Annotated in this window: 20 protein-coding genes; 7 read left to right on the top strand and 13 right to left on the bottom strand. The window is 65.4% G+C overall.

What is annotated here, in order from left to right; translation table 11 throughout:
• Nucleotide 1: 1 nt before the first annotated feature.
• Nucleotides 2-424 (top strand): arsenate reductase (glutaredoxin), encoded by a 423-nt coding sequence (gene arsC, locus ACM6UT_RS01800; protein WP_416795658.1) that lies wholly within the window; start codon nucleotides 2-4, stop codon nucleotides 422-424.
• Here the strand turns inward: arsC and ACM6UT_RS01805 are convergent.
• Nucleotides 421-1,731: a capsular polysaccharide export protein, LipB/KpsS family gene (locus ACM6UT_RS01805; RefSeq protein ID WP_416795659.1), complete on the bottom strand. Its 1,311-nt coding sequence runs from the start codon at nucleotides 1,729-1,731 to the stop codon at nucleotides 421-423. The two genes, arsC and ACM6UT_RS01805, sit on opposite strands and share 4 nt — an antisense overlap.
• Nucleotides 1,732-1,900: 169 nt before the next feature.
• Between ACM6UT_RS01805 and ACM6UT_RS01810 the strand changes: the two genes are divergently transcribed.
• On the top strand, nucleotides 1,901-2,479 hold the full coding sequence (locus tag ACM6UT_RS01810) for a transglycosylase SLT domain-containing protein (protein ID WP_148161015.1): 579 nt from the start codon (nucleotides 1,901-1,903) through the stop codon (nucleotides 2,477-2,479).
• A gap of 351 nt (nucleotides 2,480-2,830) precedes the next feature.
• On the opposite strand, the gene ACM6UT_RS01815 is transcribed toward ACM6UT_RS01810, so the two are convergent.
• Together ACM6UT_RS01815 and ACM6UT_RS01820 are read right to left on the bottom strand one after the other, a co-directional pair.
• Complete coding sequence (locus tag ACM6UT_RS01815; RefSeq protein ID WP_416795867.1) at nucleotides 2,831-3,817, bottom strand: Tim44 domain-containing protein; 987 nt, start codon at nucleotides 3,815-3,817, stop codon at nucleotides 2,831-2,833.
• A gap of 135 nt (nucleotides 3,818-3,952) precedes the next feature.
• Nucleotides 3,953-4,558: a LysE family translocator gene (locus ACM6UT_RS01820; protein WP_416795660.1), complete on the bottom strand. Its 606-nt coding sequence runs from the start codon at nucleotides 4,556-4,558 to the stop codon at nucleotides 3,953-3,955.
• A 138-nt stretch (nucleotides 4,559-4,696) separates the two neighbouring features.
• On the opposite strand from ACM6UT_RS01820, the gene ACM6UT_RS01825 reads away from it, so the two are divergent.
• On the top strand, nucleotides 4,697-5,629 hold the full coding sequence (locus ACM6UT_RS01825) for an AraC family transcriptional regulator (RefSeq protein ID WP_416795661.1): 933 nt from the start codon (nucleotides 4,697-4,699) through the stop codon (nucleotides 5,627-5,629).
• A gap of 58 nt (nucleotides 5,630-5,687) precedes the next feature.
• Here the strand turns inward: ACM6UT_RS01825 and serA are convergent, their stop codons facing one another.
• The 7 genes from serA to ACM6UT_RS01860 all read right to left on the bottom strand — a co-directional run bounded on the left by serA (nucleotide 5,688) and on the right by ACM6UT_RS01860 (nucleotide 14,813).
• Complete coding sequence (gene serA / locus ACM6UT_RS01830) at nucleotides 5,688-7,283, bottom strand: phosphoglycerate dehydrogenase (RefSeq protein WP_416795662.1); 1,596 nt, start codon at nucleotides 7,281-7,283, stop codon at nucleotides 5,688-5,690.
• 78 nt (nucleotides 7,284-7,361) lie between these two features.
• Complete coding sequence (locus ACM6UT_RS01835; protein WP_416795663.1) at nucleotides 7,362-8,540, bottom strand: phosphoserine transaminase; 1,179 nt, start codon at nucleotides 8,538-8,540, stop codon at nucleotides 7,362-7,364.
• A 197-nt stretch (nucleotides 8,541-8,737) separates the two neighbouring features.
• Nucleotides 8,738-9,535: an outer membrane protein gene (locus ACM6UT_RS01840; protein WP_416795664.1), complete on the bottom strand. Its 798-nt coding sequence runs from the start codon at nucleotides 9,533-9,535 to the stop codon at nucleotides 8,738-8,740.
• A gap of 225 nt (nucleotides 9,536-9,760) precedes the next feature.
• On the bottom strand, nucleotides 9,761-10,093 hold the full coding sequence (locus tag ACM6UT_RS01845; protein ID WP_416795665.1) for a hypothetical protein: 333 nt from the start codon (nucleotides 10,091-10,093) through the stop codon (nucleotides 9,761-9,763).
• A 168-nt stretch (nucleotides 10,094-10,261) separates the two neighbouring features.
• Nucleotides 10,262-11,032, bottom strand: a complete 771-nt coding sequence (locus ACM6UT_RS01850) for an outer membrane protein (protein ID WP_416795666.1) — start codon at nucleotides 11,030-11,032, stop codon at nucleotides 10,262-10,264.
• Between the two features lie 242 nt (nucleotides 11,033-11,274).
• A complete protein-coding gene (locus tag ACM6UT_RS01855; RefSeq protein WP_416795667.1) occupies nucleotides 11,275-13,593 on the bottom strand; it encodes a methyl-accepting chemotaxis protein in 2,319 nt (772 codons plus the stop codon).
• A gap of 218 nt (nucleotides 13,594-13,811) precedes the next feature.
• Nucleotides 13,812-14,813 (bottom strand): LLM class flavin-dependent oxidoreductase, encoded by a 1,002-nt coding sequence (locus ACM6UT_RS01860; protein WP_416795868.1) that lies wholly within the window; start codon nucleotides 14,811-14,813, stop codon nucleotides 13,812-13,814.
• Nucleotides 14,814-14,986: 173 nt separating this feature from the next.
• Here ACM6UT_RS01860 and ruvC point away from each other — a divergent pair, with 173 nt between their 5' ends.
• From ruvC to ACM6UT_RS01880, 4 genes are all read left to right on the top strand, one after another.
• Entirely contained in the window at nucleotides 14,987-15,499 is a 513-nt protein-coding gene (gene ruvC / locus ACM6UT_RS01865; RefSeq protein WP_416795668.1) for a crossover junction endodeoxyribonuclease RuvC, read from the top strand.
• 32 nt (nucleotides 15,500-15,531) lie between these two features.
• Complete coding sequence (ruvA, locus tag ACM6UT_RS01870; protein ID WP_416795669.1) at nucleotides 15,532-16,149, top strand: Holliday junction branch migration protein RuvA; 618 nt, start codon at nucleotides 15,532-15,534, stop codon at nucleotides 16,147-16,149.
• A 133-nt stretch (nucleotides 16,150-16,282) separates the two neighbouring features.
• Nucleotides 16,283-17,323: a Holliday junction branch migration DNA helicase RuvB gene (gene ruvB, locus ACM6UT_RS01875; RefSeq protein WP_416795670.1), complete on the top strand. Its 1,041-nt coding sequence runs from the start codon at nucleotides 16,283-16,285 to the stop codon at nucleotides 17,321-17,323.
• 51 nt (nucleotides 17,324-17,374) lie between these two features.
• Nucleotides 17,375-17,941, top strand: coding sequence for a DinB family protein (locus ACM6UT_RS01880; RefSeq protein WP_416795671.1), 567 nt, complete (start codon nucleotides 17,375-17,377; stop codon nucleotides 17,939-17,941).
• Between the two features lie 21 nt (nucleotides 17,942-17,962).
• Here the strand turns inward: ACM6UT_RS01880 and ACM6UT_RS01885 are convergent, their stop codons facing one another.
• Genes ACM6UT_RS01885 through ACM6UT_RS01895 form a run of 3 tightly spaced genes read right to left on the bottom strand, consistent with a single transcriptional unit; the run spans nucleotide 17,963 to nucleotide 20,939 of the window.
• Nucleotides 17,963-18,853, bottom strand: coding sequence for an NAD-dependent epimerase/dehydratase family protein (locus ACM6UT_RS01885; RefSeq protein WP_416795672.1), 891 nt, complete (start codon nucleotides 18,851-18,853; stop codon nucleotides 17,963-17,965).
• Complete coding sequence (locus ACM6UT_RS01890) at nucleotides 18,850-19,722, bottom strand: glycosyltransferase (RefSeq protein ID WP_416795673.1); 873 nt, start codon at nucleotides 19,720-19,722, stop codon at nucleotides 18,850-18,852. The genes ACM6UT_RS01885 and ACM6UT_RS01890 overlap by 4 nt, the downstream gene beginning before the upstream one ends.
• The gene (locus tag ACM6UT_RS01895) at nucleotides 19,719-20,939 is read right to left on the bottom strand and encodes an NAD-dependent epimerase/dehydratase family protein (RefSeq protein WP_416795674.1); all 1,221 of its coding nucleotides are present in this window, start codon (nucleotides 20,937-20,939) and stop codon (nucleotides 19,719-19,721) included. Before ACM6UT_RS01895 ends, ACM6UT_RS01890 begins: the two co-directional genes overlap by 4 nt.
• Between the last annotated feature and the right edge of the window lie 2 nt (nucleotides 20,940-20,941).

Raw genomic sequence — 20,941 nt, forward strand, 5'->3', positions numbered from 1 at the left:
CATGGACGTCGTCATCTACCACAACCCCGCCTGCGGCACCTCGCGCAACACGCTAGCGCTGATCCGCCACGCCGGCATCGAGCCGACGGTCGTCGAATACCTGAAGACGCCGCCGGGCCGGGAAGAGCTCGCAGCGATAATCCGCGATGCCGGGCTCTCCGTGCGCGAGGCGATCCGCGAGAAGGGCACGCCCTATGCCGAGCTCGGCCTCGACGACCCGGCGCTGACCGACGAGCAACTGCTCGACGCCATGCTCGCCCACCCGATCCTGATCAACCGGCCCTTCGTGGTGACGCCGCTCGGCACGCGGCTCTGCCGGCCCTCGGAGGCCGTGCTCGACATCCTGCCGGCTGATGCCTTCAACGACGCCTTCGCCAAGGAGGACGGCGAACAGGTTCTCGGCGAGAGAGGCGAACGCCTCTAGGGCGCACGGTCGAAGCCGTCGGCAAAGCGGTCGTCGTCGAAGGGATAGAGGAACCGCCCGAGCCTTCGGAAGCCGGGATCGGAAAGCTCCCGGAAGAAGCCGATCGGATCGCGGCGGTAGCTCGCCGCATCTTCGGCCGAGCCAAGCCGGGCGACGAGCGGCGCGACGACCGGCGGCAGGAGATGCCGCCAGCCGAGGAGGCCGTAAGGACCGGAAGGCCGCCAGGGCGCGGCGCGGCGGCGCGTTCCGACGAGCCGGCGGCTTTCCGCCGGCACCCCCTCCTCGCGCCAGGCGACCATCTGCGAAAGGCACGCCTCGAAGCTGCTCGCGGCCCCGGTCAGCGGATCGAAATAGCGCGGATAGAGGAGATAGACGCCGGCAAACAGCGCCTCGAGGCTGAGCTTGCGACCGCGCCGCGGATTGGCCTGCCGGTCGTCGGTGAGGCCCCAGCCGGCATAGAAGGGCGAGCCGATCACCGTCACCGGCTTGCGGCGCAAGAGCGCCTCGAAGCCGGCGAGCGAGGTGATCGTGTAGACATGGTCGGCGGCCTCCAGCACGTCCGGAAGCGGCACCGGGTCGGTCAGGATATCGCAGAGATGCGCGACCTCCTTAGGATCGGACTGCGCCTTGCGCACGCCCTTCAGCACGTCGGGATGCGGCTTGTAGACGATGCGGGCGCCGGGATTTTCTTCAGCCGCGAGCCGCACGAGATCGTTGTTGCGGAAGAGCCGGTCGCAGCCGAAGCGGATCGACGCATCGTCCTCCACCTGCCCGACCACCAGCACGCTGCGGCGTCCGTCCCCCCTTGCCGGTGCGGTCCGCGCGGCCTGCGGCGCGTTGTATTTGCTGACACGGCTCTCGAGGAGAGCCGCGATGCCGGCGCTTGCCCGCGCCAGAAGCGCGGGATCACCCTCGAAATCGTGGGTTTTCAACAGGTCCTCGAGGTCGGACGGGCCGCGGGCGTCGAAATAGGGGCGCTTGCCGTCGACCGTCAGCGAGAAGGGCGCGCTCTGCCCGGCGCTCGACTGCAGCGAGCGCAGGAAGCCGTCCTCGAGAAAGTGGACGGGAATGCCGTGCGCCGCGGCATGAGCGCGCGCAGCCTCCGGCAGGTTCGGCCCCCAGACCACGAAGGCGGTCTTTCCGAGCGCGGCGATCCGCGGCGCCCAGACAGTGCGGAACTCCTCGTCGCCGAGATGAAAGGGGATGTAGTGGAAGCGCCATTCCGGAAAATAGGCCTCCAGCAGCCGCCTTTTCCACTGGTGGATATGGAAGGCGACGACCGGCAAGGGCGTCGGCCGGATGCTCATTGAATGTTCCTTGCTCGCTGGCCACGGACAACCTGAGACTGCCTTTACCCTGTCTTCGCGCGATCCGCCAGTTCCGGCGGCGAAGCGCTACGGCGACGCAAAACGGCGATCGGAAAACCTTTCGTTAAATTTTAGCTAATAGGATCGCCAGCCGAAGTGAGGATTAGCGATGCGTGGCGTAATTGTCGTTGGCCTTCTGCTGGCATTGACCGCTTGTGCGAAACCGCCGAGCCAGACCCGAAATGCCTGCGCGATATTCGAACAGCGTGACGGGCTGTTCAACAACTGGCGGCGGGCGGCAAAGGGTGCCGAACGGGAATACGGCGTGCCCGTGCCGATCCTGATGGCGACGATCTACACGGAATCGAATTTCAAGCACAATGCGCGCCCGCCGCGCACCAAGCTCCTCGGTTTCATTCCGTGGAAGCGCAAGTCGACGGCCTACGGCTATTCGCAGGCGCTCGACGGCACCTGGGAACGCTACCAGCGCGAGACCGGCCGCTGGTCGGCACGGCGCACCGATTTCTCAGACGCGATGTCCTTCATCGCCTGGTATCACCGCGAAAGCGCGGTGAAGAACGGCATCCCGCTCAACGACCCCTACCAGCTCTACCTCGCCTACCATTCCGGCCATGCCGGCTATGCCAAGGGCAGCTGGAGAAATAACAGTGAAGCGCTCTCCGGCGCCAAGCGCTTCACCGAGATCACGTATACCTACGCCCGCCAGTTGCAGAGCTGCCCGGATTGAGAAAGCCGGCGCGGGGGCCTGAAGCGCTCGTCCCCCACCGGCCATGCCTTTGCGCTGTACGGCGTGGATCCTCGGGTCAAGCCCGAGGATGACGGGGTATCCGCCGACCCGCGCCCAAAGACAGCTTGGGGAACGGGATGACGTTCCACGGGGGGACTTGATGCCCGAACTCGCGCAGACGGCGCGGTGAGATACCGCTTTGCGAGACATGGAAGATCGTCATCCTCGGGCTTGACCCGAGGATCCACGACCGCACGCGACGTCCTTACGTCCCCGTCATCGCCTCGCATACGCCCGGCTCTTCTCCCCAGCGGGGAGAAGAGGGAAGTCCAAATATTCCGGAAGGGCGCCCTACTCGGCGTCGCCCGCAGCCTGGATGGCGGAAATCTGCCAGTCGGTTCCGGACCGGCGGACGAAGGTCCAGATCTCGGTCGATTCGGCGAGATTGTCCGGGTCGCCGCTCACCACCTTGCCGGTCGCGCGGTCGCGCAGCACGTCGATGCTCTCGTAGCGCATGGCGACGGTCGCATAGTCGACACTGCCCTCGCGCCAGGCTTCGGCGACATCACCCTGCAGCAGGCGGACGTCGCGCACCTCGTTCTTCACGCCCTTCGTGGCGTTCTCGCTCAATTCCTCGGCGAGGTAGGACATCGCCTCCGGCGTGGTGATGCGGCGGAGTGCCGAATAATCCTCGGCCATGTAGGCGGTCTGCATTTCCTTGAGCAGGCCGTCGAAGCGGTCGAGGTCGGCCTGGCTGATGCCGATCTCGTCGGCGGAAGCAGACGGTGTGCGCGGCGCGGCGGACGCGGACGAGCCACCGAAATCGACACCGCCCATGCGCGGGATATGGAAGCCGGGACCGGTCGCCACATTGCTGCGGGCCGAAGCGCCGGCGCCCGAATAGGCGGTCTGGCGATTGCCGAACATGCGCATGGCGAAGCGGATCGCGAAGAAGATCAGCGCGCCCTGCAGCAGAAGGCCGAGGAAGCCGAAACCACCGCCGAAGCCCGAGCCCATCAGCATGCCGAAAAGGCCGCCCATCAGGAGGCCGCCCATCAGGCCGCCGGCGAGACCGCCGAACAGGCCACCGGTGCGTCCCGTCTGGTTCGGGGCGGTTGCCGGGCGGGTGGTCTGGCCCTGCGGCGTCATGCTGCGTTCGATCGGGGATGCCGGCGCGGGGGCCGTGCGGGTAACGGGCGGAGCGCTGTAGGTGCGGGTGCCGCGGCTGCCGAACCCGCCGAAGCTTCCGGCGCGTCGCGCCTCCGCGAGGTCTGCCACGCTGACGACGACCGCAAGCGCGATCGCCAGTATCCCGAAGAATTTTCCGTATTGCCGCATCATGCCTTCCTGCATTTCCTCCGTCGCCGGAATGGCGACCGATACGCCCACCATATGGAGAGCGTGGCAGGCGAGTTGAAGGGCAAAGCGTCAAAATCAACCGGAAAGTCTCGTCGCGGCGAGATGGGCTCATGGTCAGGGCCGGAACAGCACCGGCACCATGGAGGCGACCAGCAGCACGGCCATCGCGCCATTGAACCAGACGATGCGCCTGCCGTCCCCGATGGCACGCCGCAGCGCCTGCCCGAAGAGCGACCAGACGCCGATCGAGGGCACGTTGACCACCGCGAAGACGGCGATCAGCAGCATCAGGCTGGCGAGATAGCGGGACGGATCGGTGTAGGAAACCGTGACGATCAGCGCCACCGTCCAGGCCTTCGGATTGACGAGCTGGAAGAGCGCCGCCTCGATGAAGCCGATCGGCCGCGCCATCGAGGGGTCGCCGGCGGTACCGGCCGCGCCGCTCCGGGCGATCTTCACGGCGAGCCAGAGGACATAGACCGCGCAGAGGATCTTGAGCGCGAGGTAGACGGCCGGCGACATCGCGAGCACCTCGCCGAGCCCGAGGCCGACGAGCAGGACCATGGACAGGAAACCGCAGGTCACGCCGAAGAGGAGCGGCAGCGAACGGACGAAGCCGAAGTTCATGCCGGAAGCGAGCAGCATGACGTTCGACGGGCCCGGGGAGATCGACATGACGAGGGCGAAGCCGGCAAGGGCGAAGAGATTTCCGGAGAACATGGGGACCTCTCGCGTGGTCTGTTTGAGGGCACAATGCGATCGGCGACCCGATCACGCCCGGATGTTGACATGCGAGAAGCGCGGGCGCAGCCTCGGATAATCCCATGTTTTTATCCAAACGTCCCGAGATCGATGGCTATGAATAAGAATGACATCCTGACCGGCATATTTTCGGCGCTGCGCCTCGAAACCCGGCTCTACTTCGAGGCGGCGTTTCCGAAGGCGTTTTCGGTCGGCCTGCCGACGGAGCGGCAGCATATCCGCTTTCACGTGGTGCTCGACGGCGAAGCCTGGATCCGCGTCGGAGACGAGGAACCGCAGAGGCTCGTCGAAGGCGATCTCGCGATCGTGCCGCACGGCAGCGTGCAGATCGTCTCCGATCAGCCGATGCGGCCGCCCGTCGATCTTGCGGAGGTGCTGGCGCAGCATCCGCCGCAAGACGGCGTGGTGAACACAGGCGGCAATCCGGCGACGCGCCTGCTCTGCGGCTTCTGCGCCTTCGACGAGGCGATCACCCATCCGCTGATTGCCGGGCTGCCGGCGCTTCTGGTCGTGCGCCCGGGCGAACTGCGGGACGAGGCGGCCGCCGCCGCGGCACTCCGGCTGCTGACGATGGAGGCGACCGGCCGGAAACAGGGGATGCCGGCGATCGTCACGCGGCTCGTCGAAATCATCCTGATCCAGACGATCCGCCGGCTTTCCATGGACGAGGAGGCCCGCACCGGCTTTGTCGCCGCGCTCGCCGACCGGCGGCTCTTGCGCGCCTTGCACGCCATGCACGATGCACCGGAACACGACTGGACGGTCGATCGGCTGTCGAAGGTCGCCGGCATGTCGCGCAGCCGGTTCGCCGCGGAGTTCGCCGCCGATGTCGGCCTGCCGCCCATCGAGTATCTCACCGCCTGGCGGCTGGCAAAGGCAAGGGCGCTGCTCGCCCGCTCCGGGCTGGACGTCACCGATATCGCCGAGCGCTGCGGCTACCGCTCCCTGCCCTCCTTCTCCCAGCGCTTCAAGGCGGCCTTCGGCGTCTCGCCGGCGCGCTTCCGCCGGGAGAGCCGCGGTCAGGCATGAAAAAGCCCGGCGCGGAAATTCCGCACCGGGCTTCGGTTGTTTCCTTGGGAGGAGGAAATCAGTCGACGTTGAAGACGAGCGGCTTCGCCTGCTTGATCGCCGGGTTGGCGGTCAGCTTGTCGAGCACGGCCTGATCGACGGCGCCGTCGACATAGAGAAGGGCGATCGCGTCGCCGCCTTCCTTCTCGCGGCCGAGCTGGAAGTTGGCGATGTTGACGCGCGCCTCGCCGAGGGTGGTGCCCATGAAACCGATCATGCCGGGGACGTCGGTATTGGAGATGTAGATCATGTTCTGACCGACATCGGCGTCCATGTTGATGCCCTTGATCTGGATGAAGCGCGGCTTGCCGTCGGAGAAGACGGTGCCGGCGATCGAGCGGGTCTGGTTGTCGGTCGTGACCGACAGCTTGATGTAGCCGTCATAGACGCCCGTCTTGTCGCGCTTCACCTCGGAGAGGATGATACCCTTTTCCTTGATCATCACCGGCGCCGAAACCATGTTGACGTCCGCCACCTGGTTGCGGATGAGGCCGGCGAGCAGCGCGCTCGTCAGCGCCTTGGTGTTCATCGTCGCGGTGACACCGTCGTAGAGGATCTCGATTTCCTTGATCGGACTTTCGGTGACCTGGCCGGCAAAGGCGCCGAGCACGTCCGCGAGCCGGATGAAGGGCTTCAGGATCGGGGCTTCTTCCGCCGAGATCGACGGCATGTTGATGGCGTTGGAAACGGCGCCGTTGATGAGGTAGTCCGACATCTGTTCGGCGACCTGCAGGGCGACGTTCTCCTGGGCTTCCGTCGTCGAGGCGCCGAGATGCGGCGTGCAGACGACGTTCGGCAGACCGAAGAGCGGGCTTTCCGTTGCGGGCTCGACCTCGAAGACGTCGAAGCCGGCGCCGGCGACGTGGCCGGACTTGATCGCTTCGGCGAGCGCTGCCTCATCGACCAGGCCGCCGCGGGCGCAGTTGATGATGCGCACGCCGGGCTTCGTCTTGGCAATCGCTTCCTTGCCCAGGATGCCGCGGGTCTTGTCGGTCATCGGCACGTGCAGGGTGATGAAGTCTGCCTTGGCGAGCAGTTCATCGAGCTCGACCTTGGTGACGCCCATCTCCTCGGCGCGCTCCTTCGACAGGAAGGGGTCGTAGGCGAGCACGTGCATCTTGAGTCCAAGAGCACGCGAGCAGACGATCGAGCCGATATTGCCGGCACCGATAACGCCGAGCGTCTTGCCGGTAATCTCGACACCCATGAACTTCGACTTTTCCCACTTGCCGGCCTGGGTCGAGGCGTCGGCGGCAGGCAACTGCCGGGCGACGGCGAACATCAGCGCGATGGCATGTTCGGCGGTGGTGATCGAGTTGCCGAACGGGGTGTTCATGACGATGATACCGCGGCGCGAGGCGGCCGGGATGTCGACATTGTCGACGCCGATGCCGGCGCGGCCGATGACCTTGAGATTGGTCGCAGCCGCAATCAGCTTTTCCGTCGCCTTGGTGGCGGAGCGGATGGCGAGACCATCGTAATTGCCGATGATTTCGGCGAGCTTTTCCTTGTCCTTGCCGAGCTTCGGCTGGAAATCGACTTCGACGCCGCGATCGCGGAAGATCTGGACGGCGGTTTCCGACAGTTCGTCGGATACGAGAACGCGAGGTGCCATGACGAGGCCTCCTTCAAAGAGTTCGTGTGTCAGAATTCGGGAAAGAGGGCTTCGCCCGCAGGCGAAGCCGGATCGGCGTCAGGCCGCAGCCTTGGAAAGCGTCGCCTTCTGGGTGCGGTAGGCCCAGGCGAGCCACGGCATCAGTGCTTCCATGTCGGCCTTCTCGATGGTCGCACCGGCCCAGATGCGAAGTCCGGACGGCGCGTCGCGATAGGCGCCGATGTCGTAGGCGACGCCTTGCTTGTCGAGCAGGTTGACGATGCCCTTGGCGAAGGCGGCCTGTGCGTCGGCGTCGAGCGCCAGAACGTCCTTGTCGACGATCGTCAGGCAGACGGAGGTGTTGGAGGCCGTCGCCGGGTCCTTGGCGAGGTTGGCGATCCAGTCGTTCGCCGCGACGAAGTCGGCGATCACCTTGGCATTGGCGTCGGCGCGGGCCATCAGGCCCTCGAGGCCGCCGATCGACTTCGCCCAGAGGAGCGCATCGATATAGTCCTCGACGCAGAGCATCGACGGCGTGTTGATGGTCTCGCCGGTGAAGATGCCCTCGATCAGCTTGCCGCCCTTGGTCATGCGGAAGATCTTCGGGAGCGGCCAGGCCGGGGTGTAGCTTTCGAGCCGTGCGACGGCGCGCGGCGACAGGATGAGCATGCCGTGGCCGCCCTCCCCGCCCAGCACCTTCTGCCAGGAGAAGGTGACGACGTCGAGCTTGGCAAAGTCGAGGTTCTGCGCGAACGCCGCCGAGGTGGCGTCGCAGATCGTCAGGCCCTTGCGGTCCGCCGGGATGAAATCGGCATTCGGGACGCGAACACCCGAGGTGGTGCCGTTCCAGGTGAAGACCACGTCGCGGTCGAAATCGACGGCGGAAAGATCGGGAAGCTCGCCGTAAGTCGCTTCGAACTTGCGGACGTCCTGAAGCTTCAGCTGCTTGACGACGTCGGTGACCCAGCCGGCGCCGAAGCTTTCCCAGGCGAGCATGTCGACGCCCCGCTCACCGAGCAGCGACCAGAGCGCCATTTCGACGGCGCCGGTGTCGGAGGCGGGCACGATGCCGATGCGGTAGTCCGCCGGCACGTTCAGGATTTCGCGGGTGAGGTCGATGGCCTGCTTCAGCTTGGTCTTGCCGACCTTGGCGCGGTGCGAACGACCGAGCGGAGCATCAGCGAGCGCTTCGAGCGACCAACCGGGGCGCTTCGAGCAGGGGCCAGAAGAAAAGTGAGTGTTCGCCGGACGCGCGGCGGGGGCGACGATATCAGCCATATAGATACCCTTCCAGGTAATTAGCCTCTCGTTGGGGAGAGGTGTCCCGCCGTCGTCGTTAGTCCTCCGCCCTTTTCCAGTCAAGCGCTTTGTGTCGCGATCCGGAGGATTTTTGCCGCAACCGTTGTAGTCAAAACGTCGCACGTCGCCGGCACGCGGTCCGGCAAACTCTCGCGATGCAATGAAAAAAGCTTTGTTTACCAGAGGCTCACGCGCACGCCGGCGCGGAATTCGTGGCGCCGGAGGCCGGCGTCCTCGCCCGAGCTGCCGCCGGAGAACATCGCTCCGCCGGCGATGTCGGAAAAGCGATAGCCGATATCGAGCTTCACGCGGTCGCTGACGCTGTAGCTGACGCCCGCCATCAGGGCATAGGTGAAGCGCCAGCCGTCCTCGCCGGCGTAGCGTTCGTCGGCAAAGGTCGCGCCGCCGCAGGCGCCGCTGCCGTCGACGCAGCTCGCGCTTGCGGTGAAGGTTCCCCAGGCGACGTGGGTGGCGCCGATGCCGGCGCCGACATACGGGGTGAAGCCGGAGACGTTCAGGAGATCGACATAGCCGTTGGCCATGAGGCCGTAGGCGCGGAAATCCGCCTTCCCGTCATAGGCGCAGCCGGTGCCGGCGGGCGCCGCACCCGAACAGGGCTGTGCGCTGCGCCCCGAGCCTTCGAAGGTTCCCTCGAAGAATTCCCCCGTCAGGTCGGCGCGGAAGAGGTCGTTGAACTGGTAACCGATGCCGGCGCCGCCGGAGAGCGGCTTGCCGAATCGCGAATCATCGAAGTCGCCCGAGTTGACGCCGTCGTTGAAGCGATAGGAGGCATCGTCGTCGCCGGTCCAGGGGGCATAGCCGAGATCGGCGCGCAGATAGAGCCCGGCCTTGGGCTCGCCGGCGGTGATGTCGACTTCCGGTGCGTCGATGAGATCCTTGTCCTCGGCGCGCGCCGAACCGGCGACGGCTGCGAAGGCAAGAACGGTGGCGGCGAAGAGGCGGGCCGGCTTCATGGCATTTTTCCTGTTCGGGCAAGCGCGCGCCGCCCGGACCAACGATCATCAGACCGCACTATGCCGGCGACTGGTTAACCCGCCGTTAAGCATGTCCGTTAAGCATCTTCGTCAAGAAATGCGCCTCACCCGAACGCGAAAAGGCCGCCCGAAGGCGGCCCCATCCCGTCGACGCTCCCCGCTTCGAAGCGAGGAGGCTATGCCGGCAGCGTTCCGGACAGACGATCAATCGTCGTTGTCGTTTCCGCCGTCGTGATCGTTGCCGCCGTCATGGCCGGCGCCATGATCGCTGTCGTTGCCGTTGTCATGGCCGGCACCGTGGTCGTTCTCGCCACGGCCGTTGTCATCGTTGCCGGTGCCGTTGTCGTCATTGCCGTTGCGGTCGGTGTCGCCCATGCCGTTGTCGTCGCTCGAACGGTTGCTGCCGGCCGAAGCAGTCTCGTGGCCGAGGCACTGGGCGACGGTGGAGCATTTCTCGGTGGCCATGGCGGGGGCGGAAAGCAACGAGGAAGTGGAAGCGGCGAGAAGGGCGGCGAATACTGCGGTGTAGATCTTCATTGGTCTGTCCTCCGTGTTGAAGATGGGATTATGAATACTCAACACTGGCTGACGGTTGGCTGACCGCTATCTGACGAGAAGCTGACAGGAACGAGAAAAACTTCCCCGCAACGAAAAAGCCGCCGGATCGCTCCGGCGGCTTTTAGCATGCGTTCACCCGACGCGCGGCTATTGCAGCGAATAGCGGAAGCCGAGCTTGATGTCGTGGGAGGTGATGTCCTTGAAATGCATCGGCTCGTTGGTGACCGAACCGTCATAGGCCTTGAGATCGCCGGTCTTGGCATCGCCGAGGTTCATGTAGGAATAACCGAGGTCGAGGGTCATGCGGTCGGTGACCTGATAGGCAAGGCCCGCGTGCAGCGCCCAGGCGAAGTTCCAGGTCGAGGCCGTGTCGCCATAGGAGACGCCCGCCGTCGGAACATTGACGTCCTGGAAGTGGGAGATCGTGTTCCGCGATGCGCCGAGACCCGCGCCGACATAAGGCGTGATGCCGTACCAGTGGCCGACGTCGACATAGGCGTTCGCCATCAGCAGCCATTCCGACTTGGTGCCCGAATAGTCGTTTGTGCCGTCCCATACGGTACCCGCCGCGCCGGTGTGGCCGTAGCGATCGAGCGCAGAGAAGCTCGCGTCGCCGCGATATTCGACGAAGGCATCTGCACGCAGCCAGTCGTTGAACTGGTAGCCGACACCGATGCCGGCGAGCGGCGCGCTGTCGAAGCCGCCCTCGTCGAGGAATTCGTGGATCTCGACGGCGTCGAAGAGCGGGTGTTCGAGGCTGCCGAGCTGCTGGTTGCTCATGCCGAGGTGACCGCGCAGGTAGAAGCCGCCGAAGGACGGCGCCACCGGCTGCGGATCGGGCTCGACGTACAGGTCGGCGGCAAGCGCCGACGTACTTGCGAGAAGCATTGCTGCAAATGCGATGGGCAATCTGGTCATCTGTCGTTACTCCGCGCACCGTTTTTCGGCCATGGGGTTGGCGCCGCGTGCTTGTTCGACAGAAAGATCGCAAATCGGAGTTAACACGGCATTAAGCTTACCCGTTAACTTTAGTACTTAACCATATTTTCTGGGGTTTTTACTGTAACCGGTACTTCAGGTGTAGGGGTCGCCACTATCGGCAAAGAAAATGCCGGCCCGAAGGCCGGCACTATAGTGCGCTTCAGCGAGGTCGCGTGCGGTCAGCCGGCGCGACGCATCGCGTCGTGGCCGTACCGGTCGCCGCCCGCACGCCCGGACTGGGCGAGCTGGAACTGACCGAGCCGCTGGTCCATCTCGACCGCCTCGGAAGCGAGACGGTGGATGGCAGCGGTCGTTTCCTCGACCATGGCCGCATTCTGCTGAGTCATGATGTCGATCTGGCTGACGGAGCTGTTGATCTCGACCAGCGTCTGCGCTTCCTCGCGGGTCGATTCCATGATCTCGCCGATCTGGCCGTTGATCGCAACGACGTGCGCGCCGATGCCCTCCAGCGCCGAGCCGGCCTTCTCCACCAGCGAGACGCCGTTTGCCACCTCGCCCGTCGATTTGGCGAGCAGGCTCGCAATCTCCTTGGCGGCGGCGGCCGAACGCTGGGCGAGCTCGCGCACTTCCTGGGCGACGACGGCAAAGCCCTTGCCGCTTTCGCCGGCACGCGCCGCCTCGACGCCCGCGTTGAGCGCCAGCAGGTTCGTCTGGAAGGCGATCTCGTCGATCACGCCGATGATCTGGTTGATCTGCTGCGACGACGACTGGATCGCCTCCATCGCTGCGATCGTGTCACGCATGATGTGCCCGGAATGCTCGGTGTCGTTCTTGGCGTTGCGGGCAAGGCGCTCGGCATCCTCGGCACGGGCGATCTGCGTCTTCACGGCATCGGTGATCGCCTTGATCGCGCTTGCGGTCTCGGTGATCGCAGCCGCCTGGCGCTCGGTGCGGGCGGCGAGCTGGTCGGCGCCGGCACGCATTTCCTCCGAACCCTCGCGGACGGCGATGGAGTTTCCGCCGATGCCCGAGAGCGTCTGGCTGAGCGTGGAGAGCGCCTTGTTGAAGTTGTGCCGCAGGCCTTCGAGGTCCTGCGGGAAGACCTGGGTGATCTGGAAGGCGAGATCGCCGCCGGCGAGCCGGTCAAGGCCTTCGTCGAGCGCCTCGACGACCGCCTGCAGCGTGCGTGCCTCGGCTTCGCGCTCGGCAAAGCGCTGGCGGCGCTCGGCTTCCGACTTTTCGCGATTTTCCTCGTTTGCAGCTTCGAGGCGATGCTGTTCGATCAGCGCTGCGCGGAAGCGTTCGAGCGCACGCGCCATGGTGCCGATCTCGTCCTTGCGCTCTTGGTTTCCGACCACGTCGTCGAGCTTGCCGTTCGCAACTTCGCCGGTGACGGTCGCAAGCTTTGCGAGCGGCGCGAAGAGGCGGCGGGTGAGAACGCCTGTGGCGACCGCCATGACGGCGAGTGCGGCGACCCCGATCGCCGTCAGGATGCCGGCAATTTCGAGCGAACCGGCGTTGAGTTCGGAAAGCCCGATGCTCTCGACGACGAGGAAGCTGTGGTCGCCGAAGGAAATCGGACGGGCATAGGCACGGGCGGCATCGCCGTCACGGTCGAAATCGGCGATCACCGTATCGGTGGCAGCCATCGCATCGGCGGTGAAGCCGAAGGGAGCAGCCGAGATATCGGCAAGGTGGCCGTCCGGCGAAAGCGCGATGCCGGTTCCGTCGGCGGAAAGGATCGCCGAGCGCTCGCCGCTCTCGGTGCTGATCCCCTTGGAGAGAATGCCGGCGACGGCGCCTTCCTTGAGTTGGAAGAGGATCGTGCCCTTGAAGGCGCCGAACTTCACGACCGGTACCGCGAAATAGATGTCGGGCGCGGACGGATCGCTGCCGATGACGAGTCCGGAGAAGCGCGTCGGCGCTGCATCGTCCGTCACGCCGTTGGCGGCTTCCGCCCCGGCCGCGAAGGCACGGCCAATGCCCGACGACTGGAGTTCACCCGCCGCGACGTTCTCGGCGAAGGTCGGGCCCTTCTTGTAGGAATAAACGATGTTGCCGGTCTGGTCGGCGATCAGCAGGTCACGGAACTGCGTGTCGGCGAGGAAGCCGGCGACCTCGGCCTGGGTCTTCTCATGCACCCCGTAGTAAAAACCGCTTGGACCCTCGGGCTTCACGAGCTTCTCGCGCTCGTTGGCCGGATTGGGATTATTGTCGACGAAGACCGAGCGCAGTTCCGCACGGGCATCGCCCGAGTTCTTCACAATCGTGTTCCAGCCGCTCTTCAGCGAGGTCACCGCTTGCTGCAGGCTCTCGATCTTGGCGATCGAAGTCGCCTGGTTCTCCATCTGTGCGAGCTGTTCCTTCAGCATGTCGCCGCGGAAGGTGAGCGTGCTCTCCATCGCGTGGTAGGTCTGGCGACCGAAAATGCTGCTCGACGTGTAGTAGGCGAGAACGTTCAGTACGCCGACCGACGCCGCCGTGAGCAAAAGAAAAATACCTATAACTTTTGACGAGAGTGAATTGAACCGGTGCATTACTCTATCCAGCCTTCCCGCATTGCGCCTTTGCAGCGCCATTCCCCTTGTTACGGTCGCAGGCTCGCGGGCGAGCGCGGCGCCAGACGGACCGTGATGCTCTACCCTTGGGAAGCTTTGTTTAAATGCCGGTTAATTTGGGGGGCAATATCTCGCAGAAGCGCCGAAAAGGCGATGAAATACCCTCCGTGACGAGAAATCTTGCGCCAGGGCCTGCCTCAATGTGCAGGTTTCATGACCCCCGAGAAGGTGCTGAAAATCTCGATCGACCGCAGCCGGGCGTCGACGTCGTGGACGGGCGTCGAAATGATGAGCTCGTCGGCACCGGTCTCTTCGAGGAAACGGGAGAGTTTCTCTTCCGCGGTCGAGGCCGCGCCGACCACCGCGTAGCGCAGCGTATGCTCGACGCCCATCCGCTCCGCATCCGACCAGAGCCCGTCCATCGTTTCGACCGGACGCGGGAACTGCCGGCGGACGGTGCGCCTCAGGTTGATGAACTGCTGCTGCGCGGAGGTGAAGAGGCGTTGCGCCTCGGCATCGGTCTCGGCGGCGACCGCCATGACGCCGACCATCACATAGGGCTTCTGCAACTGTTCCGACGGTTCGAAGCGTTCACGGTAGATCGCGATCGCCTCCATCAGCTGGTCCGGCGCGAAATGCGAGGCGAAGGCGTAAGGCAGGCCGAGTGCCGCAGCGAGATGGGCGCTGTAGAGGCTCGACCCGAGAAGCCAGAGCGGCACGTTGCTGTTGCTGCCCGGAACGGCGATCACCGCCTGCTCCTCCTGCCGCGACCCGAGGAGGCGCTGCAATTCGATGATGTCGTGCGGAAAACTTTCGGCGGAGGCTTCGAGATTGCGGCGAAGGGCGCGCGCCGTGCGCATGTCGGTGCCGGGCGCCCGCCCGAGGCCGAGATCGACGCGACCGGGGAAGAGCGCCTCCAGCGTGCCGAACTGCTCGGCGATCACAAGCGGCGAGTGATTGGGCAGCATGACGCCGCCGGAGCCGATGCGGATGCGCGAGGTGGCCGCCCCGACATGGGCGATCACGATCGACGTGGCGGCGCTGGCAATCCCCGGCATTCCGTGGTGCTCGGCGAGCCAGAAGCGGTTGTAGCCGCAGGCCTCGGCCGTCTGCGCCATCCGCCGCGACGCTTCCAGCGCCTCGCCGACGGTGTGTCCCTCGGCGACTGGTGAAAGGTCGAGGATCGAAAACGGTATCATCGGCAGCCCCTGCGTCATGTGGTCTCGTGGTCGGAGAACTCTATTTAGAAAGACGGATCGCGATTGCCACCCCGAGGCCGGTGCGGCGTCGATCACGATCCCTTGTTGTTGAATGTTTTTGTTTTGTTCACATTTTGCTGGCAAACCCTCCGGGAGACGGAATAGGGTGAGCCATGCAAAGTGCGATTCGCATTATCGGTATCGATCCGGGCCTCAGGCGCACCGGCTGGGGCGTCATCGAGACGCTCGGCAACAGCCTGCGGTTCGTCGCTTCCGGCACCGTGACCTCGGACGGAGACATGGACCTCGCCTCGCGCCTCTGCCAACTGCATGACGGGCTTGCCGAAATCGTCCACGCCTACCGGCCCGACGAGGCCGCCGTAGAGCAGACCTTCGTCAACAAGGACGCGGTCGCGACACTGAAACTCGGTCAGGCGCGCGGCGTCGCCATGCTGGTTCCGGCCCGCGCCGGCCTGCCGGTCTCCGAATACGCCCCGAACGCGGTGAAAAAGTCGGTGATCGGCGTCGGCCATGGCGAGAAGCAGCAGATCCACATGATGCTGAAGATCCTGATGCCGAAGGCCGAGTTCAAGGGCAACGACGCCGCCGACGCGCTGGCGATCGCCATCTGCCACGCCCACAATCGCGGCGGCGAGCGGATGCGCAGGGTTCTCGCCACCGGCTGACAATTCGCACCCACCACCCGACGGAACACTTCATGATCGGCAAGCTCAAAGGCACCATCGAGGAAATCGGCAGCGACTACGCGCTGATCGACGTCCACGGCGTCTGCTACATCGCCCACTGCTCCTCGCGCACGCTGTCGAAGCTCGGTTCCGCCGGCGAGGCCGCCGTGCTCTTCATCGAGACCTATGTCCGGGAGGACCAGCTGAAGCTCTTCGGCTTCCTGACGGCGCTCGAGCGGGAATGGTTCAACCTGTTGCAGAGCGTGCAGGGCGTCGGTACGAAGGTCGCGCTCGCGGTGCTTTCGACGCTCACCCCGTCCGAACTCGCCAACGCGATCGCGCTGCAGGACAAGACGTCGATCTCGCGGGCGCCGGGCGTCGGACCGAAGGTCGCGGTGCGCATCGTCACCGAACTGAAGAACAAGGCGCCGGCCTTCGCCGGCGAGGCGGCGGGCACGATCGGCTTGAAACAGGAGCTCGGCGAAGGCGTGGCCCCTGCCCCGGTCTCCGACGCCGTCTCGGCGCTCACCAATCTCGGCTATTCGCGCGAACAGGCGGCAAACGCGGTGGCGGCAGCGCTCAAGACGGCCGGCGACGGCGCCGACAGCGCCAAGCTCATCCGGCTGGGGCTGAAGGAGCTGTCGCGGTGAGACGTGACAGAGTAAAGGCGAGCCGTGGCTTTACCGAGAACGGCAAATCTGGTCAAAGACCCCGATCCGGTCAAAGACCATTGAGCGGCCCCGGCCCTGCTGTCATTATCGCCGTCGAAACGGATGAAGCCCCATGAGTGAAGCCGATCGCCTTATTACGCCCGACAAGCGCGGCGAGGACATCGACGCCACCCTGCGCCCGCAATCGCTCGACGAGTTCACCGGCCAGGCCGAGGCGCGGGCGAACCTGAAGATCTTCATCGAGGCGGCGAAGGGGCGCGGCGAGGCGCTCGACCACGTGCTGTTCGTCGGTCCGCCCGGTCTCGGCAAGACGACGCTCGCCCAGATCATGGCGAAGGAGCTCGGCGTCAATTTTCGCTCGACCTCCGGCCCGGTCATCGCCAAGGCCGGCGATCTCGCCGCCCTCCTGACCAATCTCGAAGAGCGCGACGTTCTCTTCATCGACGAAATCCACCGGCTGAACCCGGCGGTCGAGGAAATCCTCTATCCGGCGATGGAGGATTTCCAGCTCGACCTCATCATCGGCGAGGGACCGGCCGCCCGTTCGGTCAAGATCGACCTCTCGAAATTCACGCTCGTCGCCGCGACCACCCGTCTCGGGCTGCTGACGACGCCGCTGCGCGACCGCTTCGGCATTCCGGTGCGGCTCTCCTTCTACACCGTCGAGGAACTCGAAAGCATTGTCCGGCGCGGCGCGCGGCTGATGGGGCTCGGCATGACCGACGAGGGCGCGCGCGAGATCGCAAGACGCGCCCGCGGCACGCCGCGCATCGCCGGCCGTCTTCTGCGCCGCGTGCGCGACTTTGCCGAAGTCGCCCGCGCCGAGGCCGTGACGCGGGAGATCGCCGACGAGGCGCTGACGCGTCTCCTGGTCGACAACATGGGTCTCGACCAGCTCGACAAACGCTATCTCAACATGATCGCGGTGAATTTCGGTGGCGGTCCGGTCGGCATCGAGACGATCGCCGCGGGCTTGTCCGAACCGCGCGACGCGATCGAGGACATCATCGAGCCCTACATGATCCAGCAGGGCTTCATCCAGCGCACGCCGCGCGGCCGCGTGCTGACGGCAACCGCCTGGAAACACCTCGGCATGCAGCCGCCGAAGGATCTCGAAGCCGCGCAGTTCCGCCTGACGCTGGAGGATGAATAGCGGCCGGTCGTCCGCGACGGTGCACCGGCCGGTTACGAAGGGAGTGCAGCCATGGACGACCTGACCGATCCCACCCGCGTCTTCCGCAAGCTCGCGCGCAACAATGCACTTGCCAACTGGCGGCTACATCAGGCCTGTGCGCGGCTTCGGCCGGGCGAGCTGGAGGCGGCGCGCACCAGCTTCTTCCCCTCTATCCTCAAGACCCTCAACCACATCCTCGTCGTCGACTGGTTCTATGTCGATGCGCTGGAAGGCGGGACGCTGGGGCCGAAGGCCTGGGAGGACGAGGAGCCGTTCCGCGACCTGCCGGCGCTGGCAGAGGCGCAGGCGGCGGTCGACCGGCGGCTTCTCGACTTCTGCGACCGGCTGGAGGCCGGCGATCTCGCGCGCATCGTCACGGTCCATCGCGGTGACCGCATGCAGCACGACCGCTGCGACGACATCCTGAGCCACCTCTTCCAGCACCAGACCCATCATCGCGGGCAGAACCATGCGATGCTCGCCGGCACCAGCGTGAAGCCGCCGCAGCTCGACGAGTTCATCGTCGGCGACGATGCGGAGGCACGGCGGGAGGCGATGGCGGCCTTCGGATGGACCGAGAACGACCTGATGCGCTGACGGCGAAGACCGATCCGGACCTCAGCCTGCATCCTGCCCGGCAAGGCTGCCGATCGTCGCCTCGAACAGCGCCCGCCCGCCCGGCTGCCAGCCGAGCGCCCGGATGCGGTCCGTCGCCATCTCCCCGATCCCGGCATGATCGGCGGCAGCCGGCAGAGCATGAGGACAGCCGACGAGCGCACCATAGAGCGAAAGCAGGTCACGGCGGTCGACGACGATGTCGGAGACGTTGAAGGCCTGCGCCGCGACCTTCGCTGTGTCCGCCTGCAGCACGAGCGCCACCGCCCGTCCGACATCGCGCCCGTGCACCTCGGTGCCGGCGCGGGCAGCGACCGGCCGGCCGGCGCGATAGTCTGCAAAGAGACTGTCCCACTTATTCGGCCGGAGATCGCCGTAAACGCCGGTGAGCCTGAGACTCGTGCCCGCAAAGCCCGGCGCGGAAAGATCGGACAAGGCGCGTTCGGCGGTCAGTTTGACGTCGCCGTAGAGGCTCTCCGGCGAAAGCACCATGTCCTCCCGGAACGGCGCCGGCTCCCGACAGCCGTCATAGACCGCGCGGCTCGAAAGAAAGACGCAGCGCCGCAGACCGGCCGTCTTCGCCGCCTCGAAGAGCGCCACCGTGCCGTCGAGATTGCGCCGCCGGAATCCGTCCGGATCATCCCCCTCCCCGCCGCGATACTTTCCCGGAAGATGGTCGAAGGCCGCGTGGACGAAGTGGTAGACGTCGTCGAAGGCGGCAGCGTGGTCCGCCTCCGGATCGAGGACAAGCGGCCGGAAGCCGACCGGACGGGAGAAGTGGCCCGGCGGCGGCGCTTGCCGGCCTGCGACGGAGACCGAATATCCGGCGGCGAGCAGTTCCTCGACGACGTAGCGCCCGACAAGGCCGGTTCCGCCGGACACCAGAACCTTCATGCGGCCACCGCCGGCGACGGATTGGGAAGGGCCGCAAGGTTGGGTATGCCCTCACCGGTGTGATAGGCGTGCCAGAGATCGATCAGCGGCCGCAGCGCGGCGCTCTTCGGGTGATCGGCCTCCCACGGCTTCTCATACTGGTAGTGGAGCACGGAGATCGCCTTCCAGTCCCAGAGCTCCGGCAGGTTGAACCAGACATATTGCAGCATGTTCATGAAGACCGGCAGGCCGTGCCAGTCCGGAAAGAACGCTTCGAGGAAGGTCTGGTCGGTCCGCCGCCAGAAGACGTCCGGCTGGTCGAGCCGGCGCAGCATGGCCTCGAAGGTGAGCAGCGACGGCTTCGCGACGAAGACGCCGGAATTCAGCCGGTGGAAATCCGCAAGGCTCTCGTAGACGTTCGGCGCGGCGGAGAATTCGGGGTATTCGAACAGCCGGTCAATGTTTTTCAGCACGACGGCGTCCGCGTCGACGAAGATGCAGGCGCGGTAGTCGATGAACTGCCAGAGCCTGAGCTTGCAGAAATTGTCGAGCGGCGTGTGGAAGGAGGGCTTCCTTCCCTTGGTGAAGGGAGCGTCGGCATGCAGCCGCCCGCGAGCGTGCCGCTCGTTGAAGGCGTCCGAGAGCGGCAGGTGCTCGACCTCGACCAGCCGGCAGTCGAGCGCTGCCAGCGGCGCGAGATCGGCCGCCCCGACGCCGCCGGTGTGAAGAACGACGATGTCGGCGCGGCTGCCCGTGAGACGGATCGAGCGGGCGAGCGCCACAGCCCCCATGGCGTAGTCGGCATTGGTCACGAGCGTGACATAGGCTTCCCGCGAGCGGGCCGCCGTTGCGGAGCGGATGCCCCGCACGGTTTCGCTGCCCATCATCATGAGACGGACTTCAGCTTCTTGCCTTCGGGATCGCGGTTGATCGTCTTCGCGATGTCCTTCGTCCAGGCCGAGACGGCCGGCACGCGCGAACGGTCGACGCGGTAGGCGAACTTCTTCGCCACCTCGACGATCTCGTCGAGCAGCCCGCCCTGAAGCGTCGTCGGTTCGAGCCCGAGGCCGAGGAACTTGTCGTTCTTGACGACGAGGTCGTTCTCCGGTGCCTCCTTGCGCGGATTGGGGAGCCACGCGATCTCCGAGCCGGTCATGCCGGCGATCATCTCGGCGAGGTCGCGCACGCGGTGCGTCTCGGTCATCTGGTTGAAGATCTCGACCCGCGATCCGCGCGCCGGCGGATTACTGAGGGCGATCTCGATGCAGCGGACCGAATCCTGGATGTGGATGAAGGCGCGCGTCTGCCCGCCGGTGCCGTGCACCGTCAGCGGATAGCCGATCGCCGCCTGGATCAGGAAGCGGTTGAGCACAGTGCCGTAGTCGCCGTCGTAGTCGAAGCGATTGACGAGCTGCGGATGGCGGCGGGTCTGCTCGGTATGCGTACCCCAGACGATGCCCTGGTGGAGATCGGTGATCCTGAGGCCGTCATTCTTGGCATAGAACTGGAAGAGAAGCTGATCCAGGCACTTGGTCATGTGGTAGATCGAGCCGGGATTGGCGGGGTATAGGATTTCCTGCGCAACCGTCTCGCCGGAGGTCGTCTCGACCCCGACCGGCAGATAGCCCTCGGGGATCGCGGCACCGACCGTCGAATAGCCGTAGACACCCATGGTGCCGAGATGCACGAGATGGGCGTCGAGGTTGAGCTCGACCAGCGCATTCAGCAGATTGTGAGTCGCGTTGATGTTGTTGTTGACGGTGTAGTTCTTGTGGCGGTCGCTCTTCATGGAGTAAGGCGCCGCCCGCTGCTCGGCGAAATGGATGATCGCGTCCGGCCGGTATTCGGCGAGCCAGTTCTTCAGGAGCTCGTAGTCACGGGCGAGATCGATGAGGTGGAAATGAATGCGGCGCCCGGTTTCCGCATGCCAGACGCGGGTGCGCTCCTGGATGGAATCCATCGGCGTCAGCGACTGCACGCCGAGTTCGGTGTCGATCCAGCGGCGGGAGAGATTGTCGAGGATGTGGACATCATGGCCGGCATCGGAAAGATGCAAGGACGTCGGCCAGCCGACAAAACCATCACCGCCCATCACTGCTATTCGCATGG

It is taken from the genome of Ciceribacter azotifigens (assembly GCF_048159625.1).
Classification (GTDB): Bacteria; Pseudomonadota; Alphaproteobacteria; order Rhizobiales; family Rhizobiaceae; genus Allorhizobium; species Allorhizobium azotifigens.